General features: G+C 58.2%; 14 protein-coding genes and 1 pseudogene. 13 read left to right on the forward strand and 2 right to left on the reverse strand.

Annotated features, from left to right (window positions below; genetic code table 11):
• Positions 1-8 precede the first annotated feature (8 nt).
• Genes cysT through ACMXYH_RS01860 form a run of 3 tightly spaced genes read left to right on the forward strand, consistent with a single transcriptional unit; the run spans position 9 to position 2,705 of the window.
• Positions 9-827 carry a sulfate ABC transporter permease subunit CysT gene (cysT, locus tag ACMXYH_RS01850; protein ID WP_033058556.1) on the forward strand — a complete coding sequence of 273 codons (819 nt, stop codon included), beginning with the start codon at positions 9-11 and terminating at the stop codon, positions 825-827.
• Positions 828-839: 12 nt separating this feature from the next.
• Positions 840-1,712: a sulfate ABC transporter permease subunit CysW gene (cysW, locus tag ACMXYH_RS01855; RefSeq protein ID WP_129439493.1), complete on the forward strand. Its 873-nt coding sequence runs from the start codon at positions 840-842 to the stop codon at positions 1,710-1,712.
• A 3-nt stretch (positions 1,713-1,715) separates the two neighbouring features.
• The gene (locus ACMXYH_RS01860) at positions 1,716-2,705 is read left to right on the forward strand and encodes a sulfate/molybdate ABC transporter ATP-binding protein (RefSeq protein WP_415766126.1); all 990 of its coding nucleotides are present in this window, start codon (positions 1,716-1,718) and stop codon (positions 2,703-2,705) included.
• 90 nt (positions 2,706-2,795) lie between these two features.
• On the opposite strand, the gene ACMXYH_RS01865 is transcribed toward ACMXYH_RS01860, so the two are convergent.
• On the reverse strand, positions 2,796-3,320 hold the full coding sequence (locus ACMXYH_RS01865) for a DUF962 domain-containing protein (protein WP_415766127.1): 525 nt from the start codon (positions 3,318-3,320) through the stop codon (positions 2,796-2,798).
• An 84-nt stretch (positions 3,321-3,404) separates the two neighbouring features.
• On the opposite strand from ACMXYH_RS01865, the pseudogene ACMXYH_RS01870 reads away from it, so the two are divergent.
• A pseudogene (locus ACMXYH_RS01870) lies at positions 3,405-4,091 on the forward strand (Crp/Fnr family transcriptional regulator).
• Positions 4,092-4,161: 70 nt separating this feature from the next.
• Positions 4,162-4,527, forward strand: a complete 366-nt coding sequence (locus tag ACMXYH_RS01875) for a response regulator (RefSeq protein ID WP_008148221.1) — start codon at positions 4,162-4,164, stop codon at positions 4,525-4,527.
• Positions 4,528-4,654: 127 nt separating this feature from the next.
• Here ACMXYH_RS01875 and ACMXYH_RS01880 read toward each other — a convergent pair whose 3' ends face one another.
• Positions 4,655-5,659, reverse strand: coding sequence for an AraC family transcriptional regulator (locus ACMXYH_RS01880; RefSeq protein ID WP_129439484.1), 1,005 nt, complete (start codon positions 5,657-5,659; stop codon positions 4,655-4,657).
• 100 nt (positions 5,660-5,759) lie between these two features.
• Here ACMXYH_RS01880 and ACMXYH_RS01885 point away from each other — a divergent pair, with 100 nt between their 5' ends.
• The 8 genes from ACMXYH_RS01885 (at position 5,760) to ACMXYH_RS01920 (ending at position 13,338) form a co-directional block, all read left to right on the forward strand.
• Positions 5,760-6,833, forward strand: a complete 1,074-nt coding sequence (locus ACMXYH_RS01885) for a fatty acid desaturase (RefSeq protein ID WP_415766128.1) — start codon at positions 5,760-5,762, stop codon at positions 6,831-6,833.
• A gap of 362 nt (positions 6,834-7,195) precedes the next feature.
• Positions 7,196-7,777: an alpha/beta hydrolase gene (locus ACMXYH_RS01890; protein WP_008148229.1), complete on the forward strand. Its 582-nt coding sequence runs from the start codon at positions 7,196-7,198 to the stop codon at positions 7,775-7,777.
• Positions 7,778-7,851: 74 nt separating this feature from the next.
• Positions 7,852-8,781 (forward strand): sigma 54-interacting transcriptional regulator, encoded by a 930-nt coding sequence (locus tag ACMXYH_RS01895; RefSeq protein ID WP_129439481.1) that lies wholly within the window; start codon positions 7,852-7,854, stop codon positions 8,779-8,781.
• Positions 8,782-9,046: 265 nt separating this feature from the next.
• The gene (locus ACMXYH_RS01900; protein WP_046052269.1) at positions 9,047-9,829 is read left to right on the forward strand and encodes a MetQ/NlpA family ABC transporter substrate-binding protein; all 783 of its coding nucleotides are present in this window, start codon (positions 9,047-9,049) and stop codon (positions 9,827-9,829) included.
• 561 nt (positions 9,830-10,390) lie between these two features.
• On the forward strand, positions 10,391-11,056 hold the full coding sequence (locus tag ACMXYH_RS01905) for an amino acid ABC transporter permease (protein ID WP_415766129.1): 666 nt from the start codon (positions 10,391-10,393) through the stop codon (positions 11,054-11,056).
• The gene (locus ACMXYH_RS01910; protein ID WP_008009608.1) at positions 11,037-11,696 is read left to right on the forward strand and encodes an amino acid ABC transporter permease; all 660 of its coding nucleotides are present in this window, start codon (positions 11,037-11,039) and stop codon (positions 11,694-11,696) included. Before ACMXYH_RS01905 ends, ACMXYH_RS01910 begins: the two co-directional genes overlap by 20 nt.
• Positions 11,693-12,475, forward strand: coding sequence for an amino acid ABC transporter ATP-binding protein (locus ACMXYH_RS01915; RefSeq protein ID WP_415766131.1), 783 nt, complete (start codon positions 11,693-11,695; stop codon positions 12,473-12,475). The genes ACMXYH_RS01910 and ACMXYH_RS01915 overlap by 4 nt, the downstream gene beginning before the upstream one ends.
• Positions 12,472-13,338, forward strand: a complete 867-nt coding sequence (locus ACMXYH_RS01920) for a transporter substrate-binding domain-containing protein (RefSeq protein ID WP_415766132.1) — start codon at positions 12,472-12,474, stop codon at positions 13,336-13,338. Before ACMXYH_RS01915 ends, ACMXYH_RS01920 begins: the two co-directional genes overlap by 4 nt.
• Positions 13,339-13,378: the final 40 nt, after the last annotated feature.

Raw genomic sequence — 13,378 nt, forward strand, 5'->3', positions numbered from 1 at the left:
GGACTTTTATGTCGCGTCGTATCTCCCCCGTCATACCCGGCTTCGGGCTGACGCTGGGCTACACCTTGGTGTACCTCAGCCTGATTGTGCTCATTCCACTGGCGGCGATGTTCGTGCATGCCGCTCAACTCACCTGGGACCAGTTCTGGGCGATTATCTCGGCGCCACGGGTGCTGGCGGCGTTGAAGCTCAGCTTCGGCACCGCGCTCTATGCCGCGATCATCAACGGCATCATCGGCACGCTGCTGGCCTGGGTGCTGGTGCGCTATACCTTCCCGGGACGCAAAGTCATCGACGCGATGATCGACTTGCCCTTCGCGTTGCCCACTGCCGTGGCCGGTATCGCACTGACTGCGTTGTACACCCCCACCGGTTTGGTGGGTCAGTTCGCAGCGGACCTGGGTTTCAAGATCGCGTATACCCCTCTCGGCATCACCCTTGCCCTCACTTTTGTGACACTTCCATTCGTAGTACGTACCGTACAGCCAGTATTGGCTGATATCCCGCGTGAAGTGGAAGAGGCGGCGGCGTGCCTGGGTGCAAAACCGTTACAGGTTTTCCGCCATATTCTGGTGCCCGCGCTGCTGCCAGCTTGGCTGACCGGTTTCGCGTTGGCCTTTGCCCGCGGGGTCGGCGAGTACGGTTCGGTGATTTTCATCGCCGGCAACATGCCGATGAAAACCGAGATCCTGCCGCTGCTGATCATGGTCAAACTTGACCAGTACGATTACACCGGCGCCACGTCCATTGGTGTACTGATGCTGGTGGTTTCTTTCGTCCTGTTGCTGCTGATCAACTTGCTGCAGCGGCGCATCGAAACCCCATAAGGAGGCGCGAAAATGTCCCAATCGTCTATTAGCGCCGCTTCCTCGGCCAACGCTGCCCGCCGTGGCAGTGCCACTTCGCGGCGAATTCTGATCAGTCTTGGCTGGCTGATTTTTGCGCTGTTTCTGTTTCTGCCACTGTTCATCGTGGTGTCCCAGGGGCTGAAAAATGGCCTCGGTGCGTTCTTCACCGCGATCTTCGAACCCGACGCTCTGTCGGCCCTGAAACTCACGGTGATTGCCGTGCTGATTTCAGTGCCGCTGAACCTGGTGTTCGGTGTCAGCGCCGCGTGGTGCGTGAGTAAATACTCGTTCCGCGGCAAGAGCATGCTGGTGACCCTGATCGACTTGCCGTTCTCGGTATCGCCGGTGATCGCCGGTCTGGTCTACGTGCTGATGTTCGGTGCTCAGGGCCTGTTCGGGCCGTGGCTGCAGGACCACGACATCCAGATCGTCTTCGCCTTGCCGGGCATCGTGTTGGCGACGATCTTCGTCACCGTGCCGTTCGTGGCGCGTGAGCTGATCCCGTTGATGCAGGAGCAAGGCACGCAGGAAGAAGAGGCCGCACGTTTGCTCGGAGCCAATGGCTGGCAGATGTTCTGGCACGTCACCGTTCCCAACATCAAATGGGGCCTGATCTACGGCGTGGTGCTGTGTACCGCGCGGGCCATGGGTGAGTTCGGTGCGGTGTCGGTGGTTTCCGGGCACATTCGCGGGGTGACCAATACCCTGCCGCTGCACGTCGAGATCCTCTACAACGAATACAACCACGTGGCCGCGTTCGCCGTGGCGAGCCTGTTGCTGATCCTGGCGCTCTTCATCCTGCTGCTCAAGCAGTGGAGCGAAAACCGTATTAACCGCCTGCGCGCCAGCGCCGCGGAGGAATAAGTCATGTCGATCGAAGTGCGTAACGTCAGCAAGAATTTTCACGCGTTCAAGGCGCTGGACAACATCAGCCTGGACATTCAAAGCGGCGAACTCGTGGCGCTGCTTGGCCCGTCCGGCTGCGGCAAGACCACCCTGCTGCGGATCATCGCCGGTCTGGAAACCCCGGATAAGGGCAACATCGTGTTCCACGGTGAAGACGTCTCCGGTCACGACGTGCGTGATCGCAACGTCGGTTTCGTGTTCCAGCACTACGCGCTGTTCCGCCACATGACGGTGTTCGACAACGTCGCGTTCGGCCTGCGCATGAAGCCGAAAAACCAGCGCCCGAGCGAAAGCCAGATCGCGGTGAAAGTCCACGAGCTGCTGAACATGGTGCAACTGGATTGGCTGTCGGATCGCTACCCGGAACAGCTCTCCGGCGGTCAGCGTCAACGTATCGCGTTGGCCCGCGCGCTGGCGGTGGAACCGAAAGTCCTGCTGCTCGATGAACCCTTCGGTGCCCTCGACGCCAAGGTCCGTAAAGAATTGCGTCGCTGGCTCGCGCGCCTGCACGAAGACATCAACCTGACCTCGGTGTTTGTGACCCACGACCAGGAAGAAGCGATGGAAGTCGCCGACCGCATCGTGGTGATGAACAAGGGTGTGATCGAGCAGATTGGCTCACCGGGCGATGTCTACGAAAACCCGGCCAGCGATTTTGTTTATCACTTCCTGGGCGATTCGAACCGGCTGCACCTGGGTGAAGACAATCACGTGCTGTTCCGTCCGCACGAAGTGTCGCTGTCGCGTCATGAGATGGAGGATCACCACGCGGCCGAGGTACGGGATATTCGTCCATTGGGCGCGACGACACGGGTGACGCTGAAGGTCGAAGGCCAGAGCGAATTGATCGAAGCTGAAGTGGTGAAAGATCACGACAGCCTGATCGGGTTGGCGAAGGGCGAGACGCTGTTCTTCAAGCCGAAGGTCTGGCAGAAAGTCGCCAACATCTAAAGCAAAAGCTTCGCGGGCAAGCCCGCTCCCACACTGGATCTATGGTGGACACAAATCCAATGTGGGAGCGGGCTTGCTCGCGAAAGCGATCTACGCAGCAGCGCGATTCGGATTGACCCGCACACCACCCACCCGCGCCTCGATCTGCTCTTTGAGGTCATGCCGCAACCCAACCAAAAACGCCAACTCAACCACCACAAACAACGGCCCGACAATCAACCCCGTCACATCATCGACAAACGCCGGTTTGCGTCCTTCGTAGTGATGACCGACAAACTGAATCGCCCAACCCACCACGAACATCCCGATGCCGCTCGCAAGCCAGACGAACGTGCTTTGCTGCGCGAGCACATGACCCAGCCAAACACAAAGGCCCAGCAACACCGTCATCAGCGCGCCCAGCCGTAACTCCAATCGCAGATAAAACCACGCCGAAGCCAGCGCCAAAAGCACTGCCGGTGACACCCAAACCCCGGACAGCGACCACTCGGGCCGTGACAGCAGCACCGCCACTGCGACAACGATCAGCGGAATACCGATAAAGTGGGTGGCAATATTGCGCGGGTCACGGTGGTAGGCGGCGTATTGACTGAGATGGTCGACGAGGCTTTTCATTGTTGTTCCTCCTGTTGGGTGATGGATCATGCCCCGGGTCCACATTTCGCTCTGTCAGGCAGGCGACAATCTCCAGGAGTTTTCATGGACATGCAGGTTTGGCGTTCGCGGCTGGATAAAGGGCAGTGGTTCAGCCATCTACCTGTTCCATTACAGGATAGTCTGCTGGCCGCCGCCAAGGTGCGGCGGTTGTCGCCGGGCCAGCGGCTGTTCAAGCGCGGCGATCCACCGTGTGGGCTGTACGCGGTGCTGGAAGGTTCGGTGCGGATCGGCGCGGTGAGCGAGCAGGGCAAGGAGGCGCTGTTGAGCCTGGTGGAGTCGCCCCACTGGTTCGGCGAAATCTGCCTGTTCGATGGCCAGCCGCGCACTCACGATGCGTTCGGTCTGGCCCATTGCACCCTGTTGCACATCCCGCAGACCGCGCTGCTGACTTTGCTTGATGAGCAACCGGCGTACTGGCGGCAACTGGCATTGCTGATGAGCCAGAAACTGCGCCTGACCTTCATCAATCTCGAACAACTGAGCCTCATGCCAACCGCCGCTCGACTGGCTCATCGCTTGCTGATGATCGCCGAGGGTTATGGCGAGATCGATCCGCCACGACGAGTGCTGCAACTGCCCTAGGAGCAATTGGCGTCGATGCTTTCGCTGTCGCGCCAGACCACCAACCAGATTCTCAAGGACTTGCAGGGGCAGGGGATTGTGAATCTCAAGTACGGCGAGATCGAGATTCTGGATGCGCAACGATTGCGGATGTTGGCGATTATCTAAAACCCGGCGTTAGTGGTGGGCTTTGGACGCGAAGGCGCCTAGCCTGTGATGACGACAATCGAGGTGTGCCATGCGTGTGCTGTTAGTGGAAGACGAACCTGAGACCGCCAAACTCCTGGCTAAAGGTCTGAACGAGGCAAGTTACTCAGTCGATGTGGCGGTCAACGGTATGGACGGCCGTCGTTTCATCGAGTCTGGCGAATACGAGCTGATCATCCTCGACGTGATGCTGCCGGGGCTCAATGGCTGGCAGTTGCTGCAGCAGATCCGCAAGCTCGGTGATACGCCGGTGCTGTTCCTGACCACCAAGGACGGCATCGAGGATCGCCTGCGCGATCTGGAGTTGCATGAGGATGATTACCTGCTCAAGCCGTTTGCCGTGAGTGAACTGGTGAAGCGGGTGCGTAAATTGTTGCGGCGGGATCGGGGGCGCTGAGGCGTTTCTGTAGTGTCTGGTCTGGCCTCATCGCGAGCAAGCTCGCTCCCACATTGGAATGCGGTCAACTGTGGGAGCGAGCTTGCTCGCGAAGAGGCCGGACGAGGCAACACACTTCTCGGATCAGTTACCGCAACCCATCCCTAAACTGCCCCGGTGTCATCCCGGTCCAGCGCTTGAATGCGCGGCTGAAGCTGCTCGTGTCCGCAAATCCCAGCAGATAGCTGATCTCGCTCAACGAGCATTGCGGATCACGTAAATGCAGCAGCGCCAGGTTCTCGCGGCTTTCGTTGAGCAATGTATCAAAGCGGTAACCCTCGTCCGCCAGATGCCGTTGCAGGCTGCGCAAACTCAGGTGCAGAGCCTGGGCGATGTGTTCGGCGCTGGGCTCGCCTTCCGGCAATTGCTCCTCAATGGCGTCGCGAACCTTGCGTTCCCAAGTCAGGGGTTTGAGTTGTGCGAGGGTGCGTTTGAGCACGGCTTCGTTGTGCTCGGCCAGTTCCGGGTTGGCGTCGTCCAGGTGGCTGTCGAAGTCCGCGACGGCGAATTCCAGTCGGTCTTCATCGGCGGCGAAGTACACCGGTGAGCGGAAGACTTTGTGCCATTGATGCGGGTCCGCCGGTTCCGGGCGGCGCAGGTACACCGCCAGCGGGGCGTAATCGCGGCCCAGGCGATTGCGGCAGGTGCGTACGTAAATTGCCGTGAAGGCGTCGATGGCTTCGAAGGCCGGGGCCGGATTGCCTGGCGGGATTTTCAGGCGGAAGCGGTAGCGGTCCTCGGCGCGAGTCAGTTCCAGATCCAGGGCATCGCTGACCACTTGGTGATAACGCACGATGCGCTCGAACACTTCTCGCAGACTGCCGCTGGCGACCAGCGCATAACCGAGTGCGTGAAACGTGGTGGGGCTGACGAAGCGCGATACCCGCAAACCAATTGCCGGGTCGCCGCTGACTTGCACCGCGATTTCCCACAAGCGCGTGGTGCCCGACAACGGGTAACGGGCGTTCGGGTCGTCCATCAGTCGCGGGTCGAGCCCCGCCTGTTGGCACAGGGCGGTGCTGTCGAGGCCCAGCGCATCGAGTTGCTTGCGCAGGGCGCGGGTCCAGCTGGCGAGGGAGGTCGGTTCAGTCATGCTGATTGGCGCTTCCGGTCAACAGGTTGGCGTTCACGGCTACCGCTTTGCGAGGGTTCACAAGGCAGGATGCGAACATCAATAACCAGAGGATGGAAGCATGCACGGTACTTCTGCAAGTCCCCAGCGACTGAATGCAGCACAACGATCAGCGCATATTCGTGAAGTGGTGCTGGCCAAGGGGGTCGAACTGCGTCAGCGCTACCCGATTCTCAACCATCAGGACGCCTTGGGCGCGGGCATTCTGGCCTTCGCGCTGGTCGGCATGATTGGCTCGGCAACGCTCTACATGACCGGGCACATGGCGTGGTGGGCATGCCTGTTGCTCAACGCATTTTTTGCCTCGCTGACCCACGAGCTGGAACACGACCTGATTCATAGCATGTACTTCCGCAAACAGCGCGTACCGCACAACCTGATGATGGGACTGGTGTGGCTGGCGCGGCCGAGCACGATCAATCCGTGGATTCGCCGGCATCTGCACCTCAATCATCACAAGGTCTCCGGCACAGAATCCGACATGGAAGAGCGCGCCATCACCAACGGCGAGCCTTGGGGTTTCGCGCGGCTGTTGATGGTCGGCGACAACGTGATGTCGGCGTTCATCCGCATGCTGCGGGCCAAGACCTGGGCTCACAAGATCAGCATCATCAAACGTGCGCTGAAGGTCTACGCGCCACTGGCGCTGGTGCATTGGGGTGCTTGGTACATGTTCCTGGGCTTCCATGCGGCCAATGGCATCGGCTCTCTGATGGGAACGTCGATTGAATGGTCGGCGACTACTTTGTCGGTGATGCAGGTGATCGACATCGCTGCCGTGGTGATCATCGGCCCGAACGTGTTGCGTACCTTTTGCCTGCACTTTGTCAGCTCGAACATGCACTACTACGGTGACGTGGAGCCGGGCAACGTGATTCAGCAGACCCAGGTGCTGAACCCTTGGTGGATGTGGCCGTTGCAGGCGTTCTGCTTCAACTTCGGCAGCACTCACGGGATTCATCATTTTGTAGTGAAGGAACCTTTTTACATCCGTCAGTTGACCGTGTCGGTGGCGCATAAAGCGATGCGCAAGATGGGTGTGCGATTCAATGATTTCGGGACGTTTGGGCGGGCGAATCGATTTGTGCGCAAGGAAGCAACAGAGGCGCAGGAGGTGCGTGCCGCTCAGGCTTGATCGATGTGTCCTGAAACTCAAGATAACGAATTTCGTCATCAATCTGACCCAATAGGGCGATACGTTATGACGCAAGCAGGGTTGCTTGGTGGTGACAGTATCGCTGATTGATATATGCATTTTGGATCTAATAAAGTAATTAAATATTCCTTTATTGGATATGCATTTCAGCCAATCATCGCATTATCAAATTTTGAGTTTCCGGGGCCGTCTCCTTGGCAGGGTGCGGTCCCTTTTTTTGTCCATTCAAAACTGCCGCATATTCCTTATAGGTCTTAATAAATAGCTTCTTATTCCTTAACGAATATAACTCTCCTCCCTATACTTGCTCAGGAACAGACACGCAGCAGGAGAGCTCCCCCATGCGCAACGAATCAATTCGCTACCTGATTGTGCCGGGCTGGCAAGGATCGCCAGAAGATCATTGGCAAAGCCATTGGCAGAACAGCCTGCCGAACAGCGCGCGGGTGGAGCAGGCCGACTGGCTGACGCCGCGTCGTGAAGATTGGGTCGCGGCACTGGCTGAGGCGATTGCCGCCGACAGCACGCCGGTGATCCTGATCGCCCATAGCCTGGGTTGCATCACTGTCGCGCATTGGGCTGCCACGGCGCCCGTGCAGTTTTTGCGTCAGGTTCGCGGCGCCTTGCTGGTCGCCCCGGCGGACGTCGAGCGTGCGGCCTGTGCACCGGCCCTGCGCAACTTCGCCCCGATTCCAACCCACCTGCTGCCGTTCCCGAGTCAGGTGGTCAGCTCCGACAACGACAGCGCCGTGAGCACACCGCGTGCATTGGAACTGGCACGTCACTGGGGCGCCGAGGCGGGGATTTTGTCGGGTGCCGGACACATCAACGTGAAGTCCGGCCACCAACGCTGGGAGCAGGGTTTTGCCTATCTCTATCGCCTGCAAAACCGAATGGAACACCACGCCCTGCGCCGCGCTTGAACCTTTTCTTTTTTTGCTTTTGTTTTTTAAAACAACGCCCCCCGTCTCCCGGCGGTTTAGGGCGGGAGTCTGCCATGAGTTTTGAAGCCTTCGGTCAGCCGCTGCTGACCTTCCCCGACGCAGAAAAAAGTCCCCTGAGCATTCGCGCCAAGGCGCTGGTGTTTGTCGATCCGCGTTCCCGTCAGTTACGCCAGGAGCTGGAGCTATTGGCACCGCGCTCGATCTCGGTGTTGATCCGTGGCGAAACCGGCAGCGGCAAGGAATTGCTCGCACGGCACATCCATCGTGCGAGTGATCGTGGCGGGTTGTTCGTCTCGGTCAATTGCGGCGCGATCAGTCCGACCTACGCTGATGCTGAATTGTTCGGTTATGCCGCTGGCAGTTACAGCGGTTCGGCCAGCAGTCGCGCGGGTTGGTTCGGTTCTGCCAACGGCGGGACGCTCTACCTGGATGAGATCGGCGACTTGCCGCTACCGATTCAGATCAAATTGCTTGCGGCTCTGGAAAACCACGAAGTCACGCGTGTCGGCGCTCACCAACCAAGCCCGGTGGACGTGCGCCTGGTGGCGGCTACCAGCATCGATCTGGCCCAAGCGGTGGCCGCCGGAAAATTCCATGAGCGGCTCTACCACTACCTCAGCGAAGGCCAGCTCGAACTGCCGGCCTTGCGTGAACGGGTGGGCGATATTCTGTCGCTGTCGGAATATTTCCTGGGCATCTATAGCCAACGCCTGGACCTGCCGGTGCCGCTGATCAGCGAAGCCGCGCAGCATTTGTTAGAGCAACACAGTTGGCCGGGCAACACCCGGGAGCTGGAAAACGTCATTCACTTTGCGTTGTTGGTCAGCACCGGCGATGAGATTTTGCCCGAGCATTTGAATCTGCCCGAGGCGCCGCCGTCATTGGTGCAGATCGAGCGGCAACTGAAGCAGATTCTCGGCAGCGGTTCCACCGCAGAGAAAGAAGCCTTGAAACAACTCCTCAAAAACACCGCGTTTGTGTAGGAGCTGGCGCAGCCTGCGATCTTTTGATCTTGGCAATGCTCTAGATTGCCGAAGATCAAGATCAAAAGATCGCAGCCTTCGGCAGCTCCTACGCCGTATGAACAAAATGGAATATGAAAGTGAATAAAAGATATTGTTCGGGAATAAAAAATCCCGGTATTGTCCGCGTCACGCCAGCGATAGCACTTCATTAGCACTTACAAAAACCACTCGTAATAAACAAGCCGTCGTCGATCACGACCGCGATTTTCGATAAGGACACTGCATGAAAAAGGTTCTGTTGTTCACCGCATTGGCGGCTGCCCTGACCGCGGGCCTGGCCCAGGCTGGCGAGAAACTGGTGGTTGCGGCGACCCCGGTTCCACACGCCGAGATTCTGGAACTGATCAAACCAACCCTCGCCAAAGAAGGCGTGGACCTGGAAATCAAAGTCTTCACCGACTACGTTCAGCCGAACGTGCAAGTTGACCAGAAGCGTCTGGACGCCAACTACTTCCAGACCCTGCCGTACCTGAAGAGCTTCAATGAAGGCAAAGGTACCAACCTGGTGACCGTGATCGGCGTGCACGTCGAACCGTTCGGCGGCTACTCGAAGAAAGTCAAAACCCTGGCTGAGCTGAAAGACGGCGCAACCATCGCTATCCCGAACGAAGGCAGCAACAGCGGTCGTGCCCTGATCCTGCTGCAGAAGGCTGGCCTGATCGAGTTGAAAGACCCGAAAAACGCTCTGGCCACCCCGAAAGACATCGCCAAGAACCCGCACAACTTCAAGTTCAAGGAACTGGAATCGGCCATGCTGCCGCGTGTTCTGGACCAGGTCGACCTGGACATGATCAACACCAACTACGCGCTGGAAGCCGGTCTGAACCCGGCTAAAGACGCGCTGGTGATCGAAGGTGCAGATTCGCCTTATGTGAACTTCCTGGTGGCTCGTCCGGACAACAAGGACAGCGTTGCCATCCAGAAGCTGGCCAAAGCGTTGACCAGCCCGGAAGTGAAAGCATTCATCGCCAAGAAGTACAGCGGCGCGGTACTGCCGGCGTTCTGATTCGACGCAGCATCAAACCCTTCAAGGTTTCAAACGCCGACGGCTGATATAGCGTCGGCGTTTTTTATTGCGCCAAGATCAAAAGATCGCAGCCTCGTTTCACTCGACAGCTCCTACATTGAAATGCGCATTCCCTGTAGGAGCTGTCGAGTGAAACGAGGCTGCGATCTTTTGCTTTTAAGGTTTTAGGCCACCCCGGCCTTCAACGCCCTGCGCAACGCCATCAACAACTTCACGATGTCCTGCGGATCCAGCCGCTGTGGCACTTTAACGTCAGCCATTTTCTCTTCCTTGTGATGGTTCGGCCGGGGAGTCTGGCCAAAAGCTGTGCATCCTTGGAGGGGTATTCTGAAAAAAAGATCCTTCCTACAGCGCAAAGAAAAATAGTCGTCTTCCGCTGCCGTCGCAAATTCGGAGGATAGTTTTTTGCGTGATATCAATATGCTTTAACGGTATTTAAATTCTTCTTTTTATACCTTTAAAGTCGGTGCCTGCCGGGTAGCTATCCACTGCCCATGGACTGCACCACCGTCGCTTACCCTGCGGCGTCCAGGATGTTCAATGAACTTCGATTACGCATTTATCCTCAGCACCTTGCCGGCGTTTCTTAAAGCCGTGGGCGTGACGCTGCAGGTCGGCTTCATCGCTATTGGCACGTCGTTGTTGGTGGCGCTGATCAACGCGACGATTCTGGTGTTCCGCACGCCTTACTTGCAGTGCCTGGTCGGGCTGTATGTGGAACTGGCGCGCAACACGCCACTGCTCATTCAACTGTTCTTCGTCTACTTCGCCTTGCCGGCGCTGGGCATCAAGGTCTCGGGCTTTGCGGCGGCGATCATCACCATGACCTTCCTCGGCGGCGCCTACCTCACCGAAGTGCTGCGTGCCGGCGTCGACGCGGTACCTCAGGCGCAGCTCGAGTCCGGGCGCTCCATCGGCCTGTCCCACGGGCAATTGCTGCGCTACGTGATCCTGCCGCAAGCGGGCATCCTCAGCCTGCCTTCGCTGTTCGCCAATTTCATTTTCCTGCTTAAGGAAACCACCGTGGTCTCGGCGGTGGCGGTGCCGGAGATTCTCTACACCACCAAAAGCTACATCGCGCTCTACTACAAAACCTACGAAATGCTCGCCGTGCTGACGCTGATTTGCGTGCTGCTGTTCTTGCCGCTGTCGCTGCTGCTCAGCCGTCTGGAAAGGAGGCTCCAGCATGGCCAGTTCGGGTCTTGAATTGCTGTGGGTGTCGTTGCCGCAATTGGGCAAGGGCGCCGCGCAAACCTTGTCGATCTCTTTCCTGAGCATCGTCATCAGCACCGTTGGCGGCGTGCTCTATGGCGTGCTGCGCACGCTGAACTCGAAATGGCTGAACGCAATCCTGCGCGTTTATCTGGAATTGTTCCGCGCAATTCCGGTGCTGGTCTGGCTGTATTTGCTGTTCTTCGGTCTGCCGATTTTCTTCGGTCTGAGCATTCCGAGTTTCTGGTGCGCAGTGCTGGTGTTGTCGTTGTGGGGCGCCAGCGAAGTCGGCGAAGTGGTGCGCGGTGCGTTGCATTCGTTGCCTCGCGGGCAGCGTGAGGCAGGGTTGTCGATTGGTTTGGACGGTCCGCAACTCTACGGCTACGTGCTGCTGCCCCAAGCGCTGAAACGCATGACGCCACCGACCATCAACGTCTACACGCGCATCATCAAGACCAGCTCCCTGGCGGTGCTGATTGGCGTGGTCGACGTGATCAAGGTCGGTCAGCAGATCATCGAACGCACCTACGAATCAGTGCTGATCTACGGCGCACTGTTCCTGTTTTTCTTTTTCATCTGCTACCCGCTGTCGGCCGCCTCGCGCGTGCTGGAGCGGCGCTGGACGCAAGCATGAGCGCATTGATCGAGTTCAAGGGTTTCAACAAGTTTTTCGGCGAGCAGCAGGTGCTCAAAGAGATCGACCTGCAAGTGAAGTCAGGCGAAGTGATCGTCATCCTCGGCCCCAGCGGTTGCGGTAAAAGCACCTTGCTGCGTTGCCTCAACGGTCTTGAAGTCGCCCACAGCGGCAGCTTGAAGTTTGCCGGACGTGAGTTGCTGGACAAAGGCACCGACTGGCGCGACGTGCGGCAGCAGATCGGCATGGTGTTCCAGAGTTACCACCTGTTTCCGCACATGAGCGTGCTCGACAACCTGCTGCTCGGCCCGGTCAAAGTGCAGAAGCGCGACCGCCGCGAGGCCCGTGCCCAGGCCGAAGCGTTGCTTGAGCGTGTGGGCCTTTCGGACAAGCGCGATGCCTTCCCGCGTCAGCTCTCCGGTGGCCAGCAGCAACGCATCGCCATCGTCCGTTCGCTGTGCATGAACCCGAAAGTCATGTTGTTCGATGAAGTCACCGCCGCCCTTGACCCGGAAATGGTCAAGGAAGTGCTGGAAGTCATCCAGGGCCTGGCCCGCGAGGGCATGACCCTGTTGATCGTCACCCACGAAATGGCTTTTGCCCGCGCCGTGGCTGACCGCATTGTGTTCATGGATGCCGGGCGAATCCTCGAACAAAACCCTCCCGAGATTTTCTTTACGAACCCGCAAACCGCACGAGCGCAGCAGTTCCTGGAGAAGTTCTCCTACGTCGCCGCACTACCCAAAACGACTCAAACAAAGGAACTGGAACTGCTATGAAAACTGCCAAGTCTTCTCTGCTGCTACTCCCGCTGCTCGGCCTCGCGTTGCTGGCCGGTTGCAACAAAACCGAAGAACCCGCCAAACCGGCGGCCACCAGTGCCAGTTATCTGGAAAAAATCAAAGCCCGGGACAAGTTGATCGTCGGTGTCTTCACCGATAAACCGCCGTTTGGTTTCGTCAATGAAGCCGGGCGTTATGTCGGTTTCGATACCGACATCGGCCGTCAATTCGCCAAAGACCTGCTAGGCGATGAGAACAAGGTCGAGTTCGTCGCGGTAGAACCGGCGAGCCGGATTCCGTTCCTGCAAAGCGACAAGGTCGATTTGATTCTGGCCAACATGACCGTTACCCCCGAGCGCAAGGAAGCGGTGGAATTCACCAATCCGAATCTGAAAGTCGCGGTGCAGGCCTTGGTGCCACAGGCCAGTTCGGTGAAAAACCTTGATGACCTGGCAACTCGCACGACCATCGTCACCACCGGCACTACAGCCGATATCTGGCTGACCAAGAACCATCCGGACTGGAAACTGCTGAAGTTCGAGAAAAACTCTGAATCTCTGCAAGCGTTGGCCAATGGGCGCGGCGATGCGTATGCGCAGGACAATCTGGTGCTGTTCAGCTGGGCGAAACAGAACCCTGGCTATCGCGTGCTGACCCAGACGTTGGGTGCTGAAGCACCGATTGCGCCGGCGGTGAAGAAGGGCAATATCGAGCTGCGCGATTGGGTGAATGCCGAGTTGGCGAAGCTGGGTGAAGAGAAGTTTTTGCTCAAGCTGTATGACCAATATGTGCGTAAAGAACTGAGCGATGACACCAAGCCTGAGAGTGTGATTGTCGAGGGTGGGAAGTGGCAGGGGTGATTCACTGAGCTATGCGGTGACTTTCCGATCACCATCGTCG

Origin of the sequence: Pseudomonas frigoris, assembly GCF_047758635.1 — a bacterium.
Classification (GTDB): Bacteria; Pseudomonadota; Gammaproteobacteria; order Pseudomonadales; family Pseudomonadaceae; genus Aquipseudomonas; species Aquipseudomonas frigoris.

Excerpts from the sequence above, each read along its gene's own strand:
- ACMXYH_RS01860 (WP_415766126.1), top strand. The coding sequence starts at position 1,716 with ATGTCGATCGAAGTGCGTAACGTCAGCAAGAATTTTCACGCGTTCAAG.
- ACMXYH_RS01890 (WP_008148229.1), top strand. The coding sequence starts at position 7,196 with ATGCGCAACGAATCAATTCGCTACCTGATTGTGCCGGGCTGGCAAGGA.
- ACMXYH_RS01900 (WP_046052269.1), top strand. The coding sequence starts at position 9,047 with ATGAAAAAGGTTCTGTTGTTCACCGCATTGGCGGCTGCCCTGACCGCG.
- ACMXYH_RS01865 (WP_415766127.1), bottom strand. The coding sequence starts at position 3,320 with ATGAAAAGCCTCGTCGACCATCTCAGTCAATACGCCGCCTACCACCGT.
- ACMXYH_RS01880 (WP_129439484.1), bottom strand. The coding sequence starts at position 5,659 with ATGACTGAACCGACCTCCCTCGCCAGCTGGACCCGCGCCCTGCGCAAG.
- ACMXYH_RS01910 (WP_008009608.1), top strand. The coding sequence starts at position 11,037 with ATGGCCAGTTCGGGTCTTGAATTGCTGTGGGTGTCGTTGCCGCAATTG.
- ACMXYH_RS01920 (WP_415766132.1), top strand. The coding sequence starts at position 12,472 with ATGAAAACTGCCAAGTCTTCTCTGCTGCTACTCCCGCTGCTCGGCCTC.
- ACMXYH_RS01915 (WP_415766131.1), top strand. The coding sequence starts at position 11,693 with ATGAGCGCATTGATCGAGTTCAAGGGTTTCAACAAGTTTTTCGGCGAG.
- cysW (WP_129439493.1), top strand. The coding sequence starts at position 840 with ATGTCCCAATCGTCTATTAGCGCCGCTTCCTCGGCCAACGCTGCCCGC.
- cysT (WP_033058556.1), top strand. The coding sequence starts at position 9 with ATGTCGCGTCGTATCTCCCCCGTCATACCCGGCTTCGGGCTGACGCTG.
- ACMXYH_RS01895 (WP_129439481.1), top strand. The coding sequence starts at position 7,852 with ATGAGTTTTGAAGCCTTCGGTCAGCCGCTGCTGACCTTCCCCGACGCA.
- ACMXYH_RS01875 (WP_008148221.1), top strand. The coding sequence starts at position 4,162 with ATGCGTGTGCTGTTAGTGGAAGACGAACCTGAGACCGCCAAACTCCTG.
- ACMXYH_RS01905 (WP_415766129.1), top strand. The coding sequence starts at position 10,391 with ATGAACTTCGATTACGCATTTATCCTCAGCACCTTGCCGGCGTTTCTT.
- ACMXYH_RS01885 (WP_415766128.1), top strand. The coding sequence starts at position 5,760 with ATGCACGGTACTTCTGCAAGTCCCCAGCGACTGAATGCAGCACAACGA.